At 64.1% G+C, this 14,167-nt stretch carries 13 protein-coding genes; 3 read left to right on the top strand and 10 right to left on the bottom strand.

Annotated features, from left to right (window positions below):
- Positions 1-70: 70 nt before the first annotated feature.
- The 10 genes from GJ700_RS11135 to GJ700_RS11180 form a co-directional block, all read right to left on the bottom strand.
- Positions 71-1,279 carry a hypothetical protein gene (locus GJ700_RS11135; RefSeq protein ID WP_154373660.1) on the bottom strand — a complete coding sequence of 403 codons (1,209 nt, stop codon included), beginning with the start codon at positions 1,277-1,279 and terminating at the stop codon, positions 71-73.
- A 24-nt stretch (positions 1,280-1,303) separates the two neighbouring features.
- Positions 1,304-3,253 (bottom strand): DUF4815 domain-containing protein, encoded by a 1,950-nt coding sequence (locus tag GJ700_RS11140; protein WP_154373662.1) that lies wholly within the window; start codon positions 3,251-3,253, stop codon positions 1,304-1,306.
- Positions 3,254-3,262: 9 nt separating this feature from the next.
- Entirely contained in the window at positions 3,263-3,745 is a 483-nt protein-coding gene (locus tag GJ700_RS11145) for a BW3TFN family phage tail fiber component (protein WP_154373664.1), read from the bottom strand.
- 30 nt (positions 3,746-3,775) lie between these two features.
- Positions 3,776-5,005 (bottom strand): phage tail protein, encoded by a 1,230-nt coding sequence (locus GJ700_RS11150; protein ID WP_154373666.1) that lies wholly within the window; start codon positions 5,003-5,005, stop codon positions 3,776-3,778.
- Positions 4,999-5,859 (bottom strand): baseplate assembly protein, encoded by an 861-nt coding sequence (locus GJ700_RS11155; protein ID WP_154373668.1) that lies wholly within the window; start codon positions 5,857-5,859, stop codon positions 4,999-5,001. Before GJ700_RS11155 ends, GJ700_RS11150 begins: the two co-directional genes overlap by 7 nt.
- On the bottom strand, positions 5,856-6,188 hold the full coding sequence (locus GJ700_RS11160; RefSeq protein ID WP_154373670.1) for a GPW/gp25 family protein: 333 nt from the start codon (positions 6,186-6,188) through the stop codon (positions 5,856-5,858). Before GJ700_RS11160 ends, GJ700_RS11155 begins: the two co-directional genes overlap by 4 nt.
- 2 nt (positions 6,189-6,190) lie before the next feature.
- Positions 6,191-6,385, bottom strand: a complete 195-nt coding sequence (locus GJ700_RS11165; RefSeq protein ID WP_154373672.1) for a hypothetical protein — start codon at positions 6,383-6,385, stop codon at positions 6,191-6,193.
- A gap of 93 nt (positions 6,386-6,478) precedes the next feature.
- A complete protein-coding gene (locus GJ700_RS11170; protein WP_154373674.1) occupies positions 6,479-7,051 on the bottom strand; it encodes a phage baseplate assembly protein V in 573 nt (190 codons plus the stop codon).
- Position 7,052: 1 nt separating this feature from the next.
- On the bottom strand, positions 7,053-7,571 hold the full coding sequence (locus tag GJ700_RS11175; RefSeq protein WP_154373676.1) for a hypothetical protein: 519 nt from the start codon (positions 7,569-7,571) through the stop codon (positions 7,053-7,055).
- A 219-nt stretch (positions 7,572-7,790) separates the two neighbouring features.
- Positions 7,791-8,444 (bottom strand): hypothetical protein, encoded by a 654-nt coding sequence (locus GJ700_RS11180; RefSeq protein ID WP_154373678.1) that lies wholly within the window; start codon positions 8,442-8,444, stop codon positions 7,791-7,793.
- 126 nt (positions 8,445-8,570) lie between these two features.
- Here GJ700_RS11180 and GJ700_RS11185 point away from each other — a divergent pair, with 126 nt between their 5' ends.
- From GJ700_RS11185 to GJ700_RS11195, 3 genes are all read left to right on the top strand, one after another.
- Positions 8,571-9,281 carry an XRE family transcriptional regulator gene (locus GJ700_RS11185; protein ID WP_154373681.1) on the top strand — a complete coding sequence of 237 codons (711 nt, stop codon included), beginning with the start codon at positions 8,571-8,573 and terminating at the stop codon, positions 9,279-9,281.
- A gap of 189 nt (positions 9,282-9,470) precedes the next feature.
- On the top strand, positions 9,471-11,456 hold the full coding sequence (locus GJ700_RS36085) for a methyl-accepting chemotaxis protein (RefSeq protein ID WP_308700666.1): 1,986 nt from the start codon (positions 9,471-9,473) through the stop codon (positions 11,454-11,456).
- Positions 11,457-11,638: 182 nt separating this feature from the next.
- Positions 11,639-14,137, top strand: coding sequence for a CehA/McbA family metallohydrolase (locus tag GJ700_RS11195; protein WP_154373685.1), 2,499 nt, complete (start codon positions 11,639-11,641; stop codon positions 14,135-14,137).
- Positions 14,138-14,167 lie beyond the last annotated feature (30 nt).

Raw genomic sequence — 14,167 nt, forward strand, 5'->3', positions numbered from 1 at the left:
GCATTATCCGCATGCGGCAGCGGATAACCCTGATGGGAAGTTTTTTGATCGATCATGTGTCAGTCCATGGTTACAGTACAGTCACGCGCAGGTTGCGCACGCGCGGCCGCGCCGTCGGGGAACCCGTCAGCACCAGCTTGATGCGCAGCCGCGCTTCCATCACGTCGTTGCTGGCGAACGAAAATTCATAGAGCTTGTCGTCCAGCGGTTTTGGCGTGCCGGTCAGCGGCATTTCCACCCAGTTGTCGCCAGCGTCCAGCCCCTTGTAGTAAGTCTTGACGGTGGCGCCGGACGGAATCACCGCGTCGAACACCACCCGCACGTCCGCGCCCAGCGCATCGGCTTCGATCGCGCGGGTCACATAATCGGCGGTGGTGGCCAGGCTGCCGGCGGCAACGAAGGTGCCCGGATGCAGCACGGCGGAATGGGTGGCCGTGGCAGACACCGCGGCACGCACCTTGACGGAGCCCGTCACCGGCGACGGCAGCGACACCACCTGGCCGTTGCCGACGCGAACCACGCGGCCGTCGGGGAATTCCAGCTGGTAGTCGCCGGTGGCGCCCTGCATCGGCGCTTCGATCAGGCCCTGCAGGCGGAATTCCGTCACGTTGGCGACGTTGATCGCGCCCAGGTCGACCAGCCGGTTGTTTTCCGTGTAGCGCTGGCCGACGATGCGGAACGCCAGGTCGCGGTCCTGGTGCGGCGTCCACGTCGACGCGTTCGACGATGACAGCAGTACGCCCACCTGGTAAGGCTGGCTGGTCACCCATTTCGCGCTGGCCGCGTCATACTTGCCCAGTTCCGCGATACCGACGGCAGGCGTTGCTTCCTCGCTCAGCACCACGGCCGCGTATTCGACATTGGCGGACAAGTTGATGGGCGACGAAAATTCAAAACGGTTCCATGCGCCGGCCGTGATGCTTGCGGCCACCAGCACCGCTTCGCCCAGCACGGTCTGCGTCGGCACCCCGAACGCGGTTTCGCGCAGTTGCACGCGTACCGGCTTGGCGCCCTTGGCGGTGACGAACAGGTCGACCGCCTTCACCTGTTCCGCCTGCAACAGCGAGAAGGTCTGCGCCACCGGGTCGTAGCGGTTGATGGTGACGGTGGTCAGCCAGCGCACCACCTGGTCGGTGATGCTGGCATCGCCAACGTAGATGGCGCTGCCCCGGTTGCCCTGCGAGCCGCTGATGACGAACTCCTTGCGGCCGGACGGCACGTTGGCGGGAATGGTGAATTTGCCGGAAATCCGGCCCTGGTTATTTGCGACAAGCGCCATAGTTGCTCCTGATATCTGTAAAAATCAAACCGAGACCGGCGTCACGGCAATGCCATCGAACGTCAGCGCATTGAGCACTTCGCCCGGCGCCAGGCCGTCAACCTGGAACGTCACGTCGATCGGGCGCAGGAATTCCACGGCCCGCGTGGTGCTCGACATCACCTGCATTTCCGTATCGACGCTCACCCGCGTCTGCAGGCCGCCGCCCACCGTCATGACTTCGGTCGCCGCGCTGGTCCACGTGGTGTTGGTGATGGTGAAGCGGTCCGCCGGCGGATCCAGTTTCACGGTGGCCGGAATCGGGTCATACGCCTGGTAAGGGTTGATCTGCATAGCCCCCGTCATCGCGCCCTGCTGCAGCACGGTGGCCGGCGTACCGTTCAGCACCTGCGGCGCGGTAATGTCGGCGCCCGGACGCAGGAACGCCGCGCTGATCGGCAGCACCAGTTCGCCGCGCACGATGGCAGCGCTTTGCACAATGCCCGCGTCGCGCTGGTTATCGTTAAGGAACGGATCGACGAACATGCCCTTCTTGGCCGCCGCGTTGCGCGCATTGGCGTCCGACGCCAGGCGCTGTTGCGCGATCATGTCGGTGATGTTGTTCAGGCGCTCGTTGATTTCTTCAAGGTCTTTCATCGGCACCACGCGCAAGCCATCGTTTTGCAGCGTGCGCTCCGCGGTCCAGGCCTGGCGCACCATGGCCAGCGGCAGGAACTGGTTCGGCACCGGCGGCGGCACCGGATCGAAGTCGGTCGACGTGCCACGCACCCATTCAAACGTGCCTTCCTGCGTCAGGCACAGGCGGTCGACGCGGGGCAGCTTGACGTTGTACGACGTCTGCACCAGCGTACCGACCACGGCGCCCGTCACGGTATAGCCGGTTTCATCGACGGCGCCCGGCGTCACCGACGTGATGTAGCGGTATTTCGCCGTATAGGTCGAACCGATCGACGGCTCGGCGCCGTCCAGGCTCCAGTCGATCTTCTGGCCCGTGAGCTTGTAATCCACGCCCTGCACGTAGGTGGTGCCGCCCTGCTTGACTTCGACGATTTCCACGATCGAGCTGTTGGGCAGCGGGTCCTGCGAGCCAAGGAACGAGCCGTGCACGATTTCCGCCGTCTTTTCCGCCGTGATGCGCACCTGCGTGATGTTTTGCACCGGCGTGCGGTCGAACGTGATGCGCTGCGCGCCGGTGGTGGTCGACATCCATGGTTCGGAATCAATGAAGCGGATGTCCGGTGCGGCACTGTAGGGCAGGCGGCGCGCGGCCGGGATATCGACCGGGAAGCCGTTGACACGCGCCGTGCCGGCATCCGCGCTGTATTGCTGCACGCCGTTCACGTCCGGCAGCATGGTGATGCGCAAGCCGTTGACCACGTAGTCGCCGCCGGTGGAATCGCGGTCATAGCGGGCAATCGCCTGCGACAGCGAATCGAGCTGGGGCGGCGTGGATTTCGACCGCAGCACGCCCATGTCGGCCGTGTAGACCGGATAGAATTCGCCGACCTGGCCATCGGCCTGGCCCGCCGCCTGCCAGCCCCAGCTCGTCGCCACTTCCAGGCGACCCGCGCCGGGCTCCTGGTAATTGCGCACTTCGGAAGCGGGGTCGCGCAGCGCCGGGTCCTGCAATTCCGTCACCACGCGCTCCAGCAGGTAAATACCGATCGACACCGTCTTGTCGACCGGGATCGTGACCTGGCTGGACGCCACGCCGCGCACGGCGCCGCGCAGGTAGACCGCGCCGGCGCCGCACTTGACGGCGCCGGTGGCCTGGTTCACGTTGACCTGGGCGTCGCGGATGATGTCGCCATCCTTGAACAGCGCGTCGGCCACGCCCTTCAGGCGCTGCAGCGACGCGCTCTGGATTTCATTGAGTTCCGCCGATTGCAGCACGTAACCGGCGCGGAACAGGTGCTTCTCATAATTGCGCGCCGGATCGTGGCGGTCGTAATGGTGTAACAGGTTTTCAGCCATGGTGTTCCCTTAGAAAGTGATGACAAATTCGAACGTCTGGCGCACGGCCGCGTTGCGGGTGAACTTGGGCAGGCGCTCCAGCGCCAGCAACTGGCCGCGCTGCGCCAGTTCGGACAGCGTGAAATACTTCTGCCCAGCCGGCAGGCCCGGTTTGACCACGGTGCCGACAAAGACGCCCACTTCGCGGATGTCCGACGCGGCCGCATCGGCGAAGTCGAAGTTGAAGCGCAGGTACAGGTTGTTGGTCGGCTCGTTGCTGATCGAAAAACGTCCGGTCGGGACGATCACTTCGCCGTTCGGGTCCGGCACGCAAAACAGCGATTGCGTCAGTTCGCGCCGGCCGATTTCGCTTTGCAGCGCGGTGGCCAGCACCGGTTCCGGTTCCGGCGTGGCATCCCAGGCCGGCAAGCCCGCGCCCCACGCCAGGTGCAGCGGCATGGCCTTGATCGATGCTGCGACGGCCGCGCGGCCGGAGGAAGTCAATATCGCCATATAAGTTCTCCTTGTATTGAATTAAAAATTTCAGCGCTGGCGCACGCCGCCGCCCCATGGCGTGGCGTCCTGCCAGTCGGTGACGGCATCCTGGTTCCAGGCGCCGCCGCCGGTGTAAGCCCACATTGCGGGCGCGGGGTTGAAGACCGGGTCGAAGCGCGAGTGCTTGCCACGGACGAATTCCACGCCCGCCTTCGGCTGCAGCGTCGGCTGCTTCGTTTCAATCGCGCCGATCGAGCGCAGCTCGGTGATGCCGAACGATGCGACGGCGCCGCCGACATCGGAAAACGACATCGACGCGGCAAACAGCGTGCGGATTTCATCGACCGGCCGGCGTTCGATGCGGCCGTCATACGCGGACAGCCGGGTCTTGCCGGACAGGGTCATGAAGTCCGGCGGCTGGTGCCAGTAATCGCGTTGGAACACGGCATTGATGGCGCCGATTTCATCGCTGTCGGACAGCGCGATGTTGGCGCGCCGCACATTGCGCCGCAGCGCGATGGAATCCGGATTGGCCAATGCCCGGCTGTTGCTGACCGTGATCAGCTGGCCGGCCTGGATGCGGTGGTTCAGCGCCGGCCGCACGTCGTACGGCGACACCGACAGGCGCGGCTGTTCTTCCACGTACAGCCGGTCCATGCGGATATCCGAGCGGCCCAGCGCCAGCCTGCGGCCCTTGCCCGCTTCAATGCCGCAGCCACGCACGTCGCCGAACGACAGCTTGACGCCATCCATCCAGACGCCGGAATCGTCGGACAGCATGCCCGCATCCATCGCCGCCGGGCCCGACAACGCCATGCGCCGCAAGTCATAGCCGTGGTACAGCCGGTACAGCCGGACGTGGGCCGGCGCGGATGCCTCCACCAGCCGGCGCACGTCGGCCAGCCGAGACGGCGCCTGCACCGTTCCCGGATCGAGCTGCAGGCGCGCATCGCCATCCTCCACCGCGGCATCGAGGCCGATCCACGACAGCGCGCGCGTCACCGCCGCCGCGCTGCCCCGTTGCCGCAGCCACGGCAAACCTTGCGCCAGCAGCGCCTGCGGATCGCTGAAATAGCGGGCGAACGGCGCCAGCCGCCATTCCGCCGCCAGCCATGGCACGAAAGCCGGTGCGGGCTGGTGGCGCACGCCGGCCGGCGCATCCGCCAGCCGATCGCACACGGAACGGGATGCCGCATTGGCCAGCGCGGATTCCAGCGGCGTGCGGTTCAGCGGCAGCAGTGCGGCGTTACGGGCCAGGTCCTGCGCCGCCGCTACCATGCAATGCCTCCGTCATGGATGACGATGGCGCCCGGCGCCAGGTACTGGTGCGGCAACAGCGCCTGCGCAACATCGTGGCGGCTGCTCACCAGCTCCACGCTGGCCACGCCATCCACATACAGGCGGCTGGACAACCAGGAGTCCGGCAATTCGCGGCCCAGCTTCGCATGGTCCGCAATCAGGTCCGGCAGCGCCGCGCGCAGCAACGCCACCAGGTCGGGCGGCGCGCTCGCGTCGCGCTGCACGGTCGCCGTCACGTCAAGTGGCACGGCTTCGGCCAGCACGATGTCCAGCGGCACGCCCAGCGGCCTGGCGTCGTCGGCCATGAAAGCACGTTGCACGGCCGCCAGCGCCGCATCGCCATCGGCTGCATTACCTGGCCAGATGGCCAGCGTGACGCGGCCGGGCGGCGCCGGCAACACGGCGGCGTCACGCACCAGCGGCGTGGCCGACAGCGCCGTGTGACGGTATTGTTCGGCCGTGCCGTTGCCGGCCAGCGCGGCGGCGCGCAATTGCACGCGCAGCCGCAGCCGCTCGTCGCCTTCCTCGGAGACGCCCTGCTGCGCCGGCATGCGCTGCACGCCATACAATGCCGCCACGTGGTCGAGGTCCGCGCCGCCGGCAAAGGCCAGCAAGCCGGCCCGCGCCGCGTCATTGATGCGGGCGCGCACCTGCAGTTCGCGGTACGCGGCCAACTCCAGCAGCTTGACCACCGGGTCCGATTCCAGCGCCGCATTCCAGCCATCGCCCATGGCGGCGCGGAATGCGGACAACATGTCCTGGTATATCTGCTCGAAATCGAGCGCCTCCACCGCATCGGGCGGCGGCAATTGGGTGAGATCGATAATGCTCACGTGTTCACCTCCATGATCATGGCCGTGCCCTGGAATTCGCCGCGCAGCCTGAGCGTGACCTTGCCGTCGATGACGGATTCCACGGTGACGGCCTGCAGCGCCAGGCGCGGTTCCCAGCGGCCCAGCGCGCGCGCCACTTCCGCCTGCACGGCCGACTTCCAGCCCTGCGTCAGCGGCATATCCACCATGCGCGGCAAGTCCGATCCATATTCCGGCCGTTCGCGCCGGCTGCCCTGCGGCGTGGTGAGGATGTCGCGCACGCTTTGCAGCAAGTGGGCCACGCCGGTCAGCGGCTGTCCCGTGTGCCTGTCCATGCCGACGTACCCCATGGTCAGCCCGCCGCGCGCACCACGGGCACGCGCTCGAATTCGGCGTGCTGGTCCAGGTGCGCAATCAGTTCCGGACTGGCGGCCCTGATATGGCCTTGCAGCACGCGGTGCACGGCGCCGTTCGGCAATACCAGCGTGCGGGATTTGAAGGCGGTGTCGCGGAAGACGACGGGGATTTTGGGTTCGCTTTTAGCCATGCTGGTTCCTTGTCAGATAAATTCAGATAAAAAAAAGCCCGCGCAAGGCGGGAGTGGGTCGGTACTGCTGCGGCTTACTACTCAGTTACTGCTTCAATGCTTGTGGTGGTTGCTGTTGCCGCCGGCATCCATCACGGATCCGGCCGCATCGATATTGCCTTGCACGTTGACGTTGCCGGAGACGGCCAGCTTGCCGCCGATGGCGACATTGCCGGTGAACGCGACATCGTCCGCTTCCACCTTCAGCGATGCGCATTTCAGTGTGACGGCGCCGGCCGCTTCGATGTGCGCCGTCCGCATGCCGGCGGCGCGCAATGCGCCCGTGTCCCAGTCATAGTCGAGCACACAGCCATCGGGCATGCGCCATGCCACGGCTTTGGCGCGCTCGTCGCCGGCCCGGCCATGCTGTGTCGTATAAAAGCCCGGCAGCACGAAGCCGCAGCCGGGATCGCCGGAAGGCGATACCAGCAGCGCCTGCTCGCCGACCGATGGCGGACGCCAGTGACGCACTTCCCCTGCACCCAGACTGAGCCAGGGCAGCATGGCCGACACCCAGGGTCCCACCCGTACCCGGCAGCGCGCCGCGCCATGGTCGACCTGTTCGATGACACCGGGCTGCAGTAGCAGCGCCAGGCGGCGGTCCAGTTCCGATATCGCGTAATCCATATCAGCCCCCCGCCTGCCAGTAGTCGCTTTCGTGACCGGGCCCCGTTTCCGGCTCCAGGCCCAGCATCAGCGCCACGCCGGTACTGTCGGGATACGGCCACGCGGGTTCGCCCAGTTCGATGTCGTGCGTCCATTCCAGCAGCCAGGCCAGGCGGCCTGACGGCTGCACCGCATCGGCCGCCGCGCCGCCCAGTTGCGCGGCGCCGATCCGCAAGCCCCAGTTTTCGTTGCGCAGCGCCAGTGCAATACGGGCTGCCAGGCCCCGCGCCTGCAGCGCCGCGCCGGGCGCCGTCGCATCCACCACGATGCGGGCCTGGAAATGCGCGCGCAGCCCCAGTTCGCCGCTGCCGGGATCGCGGCCCGGCGCCAGCCGCACCAGGTCGATCAGGATGGCCGGCAACGCCAGCGCGCCCTCATCGGCCGGATAGCAAAAGACCGACGGCACGTCGGCCAGCCGGGCAGCCAGGCCGGTCCGTATGGCTTCGTGCAATTGGTCGAGGTTGTGTAATTGGTCAGCCATGCCGGCGAACTCCCAATAAAAAACCCCGCGTGGCGCCAAGGCCGGGCGGGGTGTGGTCAAAGAAGGCGGGGCAGAAAGCAAAAAAGCCCGCTTGAGCGGGCCTTGGTTGCAATTACTGCGATGATGACTGAATCATATCCGCGCTGTAACAGGCTCGTCAAGAACTTTTTTCATTTTTTTCTGATATTTCTGATTTTTCTGTTTTTTCTCTCAATTCATTCAAGCAAAATCACCCACGACACCCTGCTCGCGCAGGTACGGCTCCAGCCGGTCCAGCGCCAGGTCTTCCAGTTCGCGCAGGCGGCTGCGCATCTTTTCATAGGCGCGCTTGTACGTCATATGGCTGGCGCCGAAATTGGCGGCAAGGTCGCGGAAGCTGATTTCCATCTTGTGGTGGTTCGCGTACAGCTTGCCGATCATGCAGTCGATCGCGAAGGGATTGACGGTCGGAAACGACGGCGCCAGCCAGTCCGACAAGCCCCTGATGGCCTCGATGCGTTCGGCGGAAAACGCAAAGCGGCGGTTACCCTCGTCATCTTCCATTTCCATGTGGCCGAAGCGCGCCTGCAACGCCCACATTTCCATGCGCGGCAGCCTGGTCTTGACCGCATGGACGATCAACGCGCACTGCGCCCGCACTTCCAGCGGACTGAGTCCCGCAAAATTCACGCGGCGCGACGGCGAGCCGCGCAACTGCTCAAGCCACGCGCGCTGTTCGCTGCCCGGGTTTGGTGCGCTTTCCAGCATCCGTATCAGCATCTTGCGCAGCGGCGCATCCTGCGGTGCGTCCTGCCCGGTAATCATGTATGCAACATGCACGGCCTGCCCTGCGCTGTTGAAAATCGCATCCTGGTTCGCTGTGTCATAAGCCATGGTCATCCTGTTGCCCTCCTTGTAATTAATTGCCATAAAGAACAATATATACGAGAATGAATAGACTAACAATACCCGAATGAATAGAAATTTGCATCAACCTATTCAACTGTGTATAGTGCATGCATGGACATCTCTAGCCGGCTGACTGAAGCCATGAAAGCAGCGGGGTTCGAATCGCAGAGCGCGCTGGCGCGCGCTTCCGGCGTGCCGCAACCGACGATCAACCGCATCCTCAATGCCGTAGGCAAAAAAGGCCCGGAAGCGCATACGCTTGCGGCGCTGGCGTCCGCCTGCAATGTCACGTTCGAGTGGCTGCACGAAGGCACCGGCCAGCGCGAGCGCAATGCGCCGGCAGCCGCACAGCCGCAGGCGCCGCGCTATACGCACGTGGTGATCGCACCGGACGATGACGACCGCTTTTACCGCATCGATAAAGTCAAGCTGCGGCTGTCAGCCGGCATCAGCGGCTTCGCGGTGGAACCGGAAACCCATGACGGTTCCACCATCAGCATCCCGCGCGACTGGGCCGACCGCAACGGTTACAACCCGGAGCGCCTGATCGGGGTGAAGGTGCGGGGCGAGAGCATGGAGCCGTCGCTGTTTGAGGACGACCTGGTCATTATTAATACCGCCGACACCAAGCTGGTCGACGGCATCGTCTATGCGTTCAATTACGAGGGCGAGCCCGTGGTCAAGCGGCTGGCGCGCGATGCGGGCCAGTGGTGGCTGACGTCCGACAACCCCGACCAGCGCAAATACCACCGCAAAGTGTGCCGGGGCGCCGATTGCATCGTCATCGGCCGCGTGGTCAGAAAAGAAAGTGACCGGATTTAATTATTGGTATCGAAAATATACTGCCTTACAGAAACTTGATTGGAGCCAATTACTTTCCAGACGCATATACAACACCTTCCTCGTATTCGACGGAAATAAGGCATAGAATCAATTTGAAAGTAGTACCAATAATAAAGACATTTCCGTATGGGGGATCACGTGGCCATTCAATCTGTGCTGGACAGACTATTGCTCTGGCAGAAGTTTATTATCCTGAGCATTATCGCTTTAATACTGGCAGGCATCCCCGCCACGCTGTACTTGCGCGAGGCTGGCAAGTCCCTCGAGGCGGCACTGGGCGAAGAAGCGGGCCTGGGCCCGACCGCCACCATCCTGCAAGTGGTGCAGTTGACGCAGCAGCACCGCGGCTTGTCCGCGCTGGTGCTGGGCGGTGTCGACGGGGTCAAGGACAAACGCGACGCCAAGCAAAAGGAAGCGGACCAGGCTTACGAGAAATTCGATGCGCTGGTAAAGAGCTTTAACAACAAGGCCATCGAAGACGCGTGGGCCATCCCCAAGCGCGAATGGCAAGACTTGCGCAACCGTGTCAGCAACCGCACCATCACCGTGCCGGAAAGCTATGCGGCGCACACGGCCCTGGTGCCGAAACTGCTGGTGGTCAATGACCTGACCAGCGACTTGTTCGGCCTCAGCCTGGACCCCGATGTCGATACGTACCAGTTGATCCAGTCCATGTATTACCAGTTGCCTTACCTGACCGAGGAAACGGGAAAAATGCGCGCCAAGGGCGCCGGCTTGCTGGCCAAGCATGAAGCGTCGCTGGAAGACCGGCAAGTGCTGGCCGCCATCATCGGCCGCGTCAATGACCGGCTGACGCAAACCAATACCGGCCTGAACAAGGCATTCCTCGCCAACCCCGCGCTGCGCGACAAGCTGGAAGCGCAATGGCAGCAAGCGTATGACTTGACCAATAAAGTCATGCAACTGGCCAGCACACACATCGTCCGCGCGGAAACCCTGGAATTCCCCGGCACCGAGTATGTGGCGCAGACCACGGCCACCATCGATGCCCAGTTTGCCGTTAACGCGGCAGCCAGCCGCCAGCTGGAAATCATGTTGAAAGGCAAGATTGACGACATGCGCCAGACCCGGTGGATGATGATTGCCGCCATGCTGGGCCTGATCGCACTGGCCGGCCTGCTGGCGCGCATGATTGCGCGCTCCGTCAGCGTGCCGCTGGAACAAGCCGTGCAGATTTCCGAGCGCATCGCCCAGGGCGACCTGACGTCGCACATCGAGACCGACGGCGGCAGCGAAACCGCGCAATTGATGCGGGCACTGAAAGCCATGAACGACAGCCTGGTGGGCATCGTCAGCAGCGTGCGCACCAGTATCGATACCATCGGCCACGCGTCGAACGATATCGCCAGCGGCAACGCCGACCTGTCGTCGCGCACGGAAGCGCAGGCGTCGAACCTGGAGGAAACCGCCGCGTCGATGGAACAGATCACGGCCACGGTCCGCAACAGCGCCGACAATGCGCGCGAAGCGGACCAGCTGGTTGGCAGCGCCACCGCGGTGGCGGCGCGGGGCGGCCAGGTGGTGGCCCAGGTGGTCGACACCATGGGCGCCATCAATGACAGTTCGCGCCGCATTGTCGACATCATCAGCGTGATCGATGGCATCGCCTTCCAGACCAATATCCTGGCGTTGAACGCGGCGGTGGAAGCGGCCCGCGCCGGCGAACAGGGGCGCGGCTTCGCCGTGGTGGCGTCGGAAGTGCGTTCGCTGGCGCAGCGCTCGGCCAGTGCCGCGAAGGAAATCAAGGAATTGATCAGCGACAGCGTGCACAAGGTCGAAACGGGCAACGCGCTGGCCAGTGAAGCGGGCAAAGCCATGCACGACGTGGTCTCCAGCGTGGAGCGCATCACGGGCATCATGGCCGGCATCACGCTGGCGGCGCAGGAACAAAGTTCCGGTATCCAGCAAGTGAACCAGGCCATCACGCAGATCGATGAAATGACGCAGCAAAATGCGGCGCTGGTGGAACAGGCGGCTGCCGCGTCGGAAAGTCTGAAGCAGCAGGCGGCGTCATTGCATGAAGCCGTGGCGGTCTTTACGTTGCAGGAACGCGACGCTGGTATTCCTTATAGAAATACTCCATCATTAACAGCCCGCAAACTTTCGCTGGTTCCCATGAATCGAATTGCATAATCCGCCGGGGATTTTGTTTTATTTAAAACAAAATCCCTTAATTGTTTGATTTAAGACAAATCAAATCGGTTTATAAACATTTCATCTTAATTGCCAACCTAATTCGAATTTGTCCCTCTTGTTTTGCAAGTGCATAGTGGCCCCCGCAGTCACTATTCACCAACTACGACAAGAGGGAATTCATGCGCCACCTGCCCCGCCTGACTTTGCTGGCCCTGGCCAGCGCCGCCACCGCCGCCGCTTTTGCCTCCGAAGCGGACCACCGGGAATTCGAAGCCACGCTGCACGCGCCCTACCGCACGCAAGCCGCCACCAACGCGGCTGACCGCGACGCGCGCAGCTTCACGCTGGCCTTCAGCTATCCGCACGTGCAACAGGCGCAAGCCGTGCACTGGCAACTGGAACTGGTCGCGCCGAACGGCGACGTACTGCAACGCTGGAACGGCGTCGAAGCGCTGCACAAGGACAGCGTGCAAGTAAAGGTCGACTGGGATGGCCGCAGCGGCCGCGCCAGCCTGGCGGACGGCATTTACCAGGTGCGCCTGCGCGCGGTCTCGCTCGACGCCGCCGACAGCCCGGCGGGCGCGGCCGACGTGGCGGTGCCGCAGGCGCTGGCGCGCACCGACGTGGAAGTCCATGACCAGGAATGGGAAATGGCGATCGGCCAGGCGCTGGCGCCCGCGATGCCGGCCTTCAAAGCCATGCCGGCCGGCAGCAACAGCAGCGCGGCCGCCGCCAAAGCCGCGAAAGAAGCCGGCGATGGCGCGCACCAGCGCATGCGCCAGGGCGCCGTGGCAGCCACCGCATCGCTGCCGTACACGGTTTATTACGGCAACATGCACAGCCAGACCAACCACAGCGACGGTGGCGGCGCGCTGGGTTCCTGCACCGGTGCGCAGGCGCCGCAAAGCGCGGCCTTCGGCCCCACCGACGCGTATGCCTATGCAAAGGGTCGTGGCCTGGACTTCCTGATGACGTCCGAACACAACCACATGTACGACGGTTCCGACAGCACCAACACGTCGGCCAACCCCGCCACCGCCAAGGCGCTGTACCAGTCCGGCCTGTCGGCGGCCGCCAGCTACAACGCATCGAACCCGACCTTCCTCGGCATCTATGGCATGGAATGGGGTGTCATCAACAATGGCGGCCACCTGAACATCCTCAACGCGGATGAGCTGGTGGGCTGGGAAGTCAACAGCAGCGGCCAGTTGCTGGCCGATACGCTGGTGGCGAAAAACGATTACGCGTCGCTGTACACGCTGATGCGCCAGCGCGGCTGGCTGGGCCAGTTCAACCACCCGGAAACCAGCGGCCAGTTCATCACCAATGGCACGGCGCTGGGTTACACGGCGGACGGCGACCAGGCGATGGCGCTGTGCGAAGTGCTGAACACGTCGGCGTTTTCCACCAACACGACGGAAACCGAAACAGGCCGCAGCAATTACGAAAGCGCGTGCAAGAAAGCGCTGGAAGCGGGCTTCCACGTGGCGTTTTCCACCAACCAGGATAACCACTGCGCCAACTGGGGCGCGTCGTACACCAATCGTACCGGCGTGCTGATCCCGACCGGCACGGCGCTGACGCAAACGAGCTTCATGGACGCGGTGCGCGCCCGCCGCGTGTTCGCCACCATGGATAAAACGTCGCAACTGGTGCTGACCGCCAATGGCAGCATCATGGGCGAGCGCATCACCAACAATGGCGCGCTGACCCTGACCGCGAACTTCGCCAGCACCAGCGGCAAGACCGCGTCGACCGTGCAGATTTTCGAAGGCGTGCCGGGCCGCAACGGCACCGTGACGCAACTGGCGTCGGTCGCCAGCACCACCATCACGCCATCGAACGGCGAGCATTTCTACTATGCGAAAGTCACGCAGAATGACGGCAATATCCTGTGGTCGGCGCCGATCTGGGTAACCCAGGGCGCCGCGTCGTCCGACACGGTGGCGCCGACGGTCAGCGCATCGTCGTCCGGCACCAGCGGCACGATCACGCTGTCGGCCAGCGCCAGCGACAACGTGGGCGTGACCAACGTGGAATTCTATGTCGACGGCGCGCTGAAAGGCAGCGACAACACGGCGCCCTACTCGCTGGCGCTGAACTCCACCACCCTGGCCAACGGCAGCCACACGCTGACCGCCAAGGCTTACGATGCGGCCGGCAACAGCACGACGTCCACCGGCGTGCCATTCACCGTCAACAACACGACGGCGCAGCAATTGATCGTCAACGGCGGCTTTGAATCGGGCGCTTCGTCGTGGACCGCCACCAGCGGCGTGATTTCCAACGACAGCAGCGCGGCCGCCCGCACCGGCAGCTATAAGGCGTGGCTGAACGGCTATGGCTCCACGCACACGGATACGCTGTACCAGCAAGTGGCGATTCCATCGGCCGCCGCCAGCGCCAACCTGTCGTTCTGGCTGAAGGTCGCGTCCGACGAAACCACCACCACGCAAGCGTACGACACGCTGAAAGTCCAGGTGCGCAACACCAGCGGCACGGTGCTGGCCACCCTGGCCACGTACTCGAACCTGAACAAGGGCACCAGCTACGTGCAGCGCACCTTCAGCCTCGACGCATACAAGGGCCAGACCGTGCGCATCTACTTCGAAGGCATCGAAGGCTCGGCGGTGCAGACGTCGTTCCTGATTGATGACGTGACGGTGAACGTGCAGTAATGCGGTAGTGCGGCAAGGCGGGAGCCACTC

The organism is Pseudoduganella rivuli (genome assembly GCF_009674485.1).
Lineage (GTDB): Bacteria > Pseudomonadota > Gammaproteobacteria > Burkholderiales > Burkholderiaceae_D > Rugamonas > Rugamonas rivuli_B.

Bases quoted from the DNA above. Each gene is read 5' to 3' on its own strand.
- GJ700_RS11135 (WP_154373660.1), bottom strand. From the start codon at position 1,279: ATGGCGCTTGTCGCAAATAACCAGGGCCGGATTTCCGGCAAATTCACC.
- GJ700_RS11140 (WP_154373662.1), bottom strand. From the start codon at position 3,253: ATGGCTGAAAACCTGTTACACCATTACGACCGCCACGATCCGGCGCGC.
- GJ700_RS11145 (WP_154373664.1), bottom strand. From the start codon at position 3,745: ATGGCGATATTGACTTCCTCCGGCCGCGCGGCCGTCGCAGCATCGATC.
- GJ700_RS11150 (WP_154373666.1), bottom strand. From the start codon at position 5,005: ATGGTAGCGGCGGCGCAGGACCTGGCCCGTAACGCCGCACTGCTGCCG.
- GJ700_RS11160 (WP_154373670.1), bottom strand. From the start codon at position 6,188: ATGGGGTACGTCGGCATGGACAGGCACACGGGACAGCCGCTGACCGGC.
- GJ700_RS11165 (WP_154373672.1), bottom strand. From the start codon at position 6,385: ATGGCTAAAAGCGAACCCAAAATCCCCGTCGTCTTCCGCGACACCGCC.
- GJ700_RS11170 (WP_154373674.1), bottom strand. From the start codon at position 7,051: ATGGATTACGCGATATCGGAACTGGACCGCCGCCTGGCGCTGCTACTG.
- GJ700_RS11175 (WP_154373676.1), bottom strand. From the start codon at position 7,571: ATGGCTGACCAATTACACAACCTCGACCAATTGCACGAAGCCATACGG.
- GJ700_RS11180 (WP_154373678.1), bottom strand. From the start codon at position 8,444: ATGGCTTATGACACAGCGAACCAGGATGCGATTTTCAACAGCGCAGGG.
- GJ700_RS11185 (WP_154373681.1), top strand. From the start codon at position 8,571: ATGGACATCTCTAGCCGGCTGACTGAAGCCATGAAAGCAGCGGGGTTC.
- GJ700_RS11195 (WP_154373685.1), top strand. From the start codon at position 11,639: ATGCGCCACCTGCCCCGCCTGACTTTGCTGGCCCTGGCCAGCGCCGCC.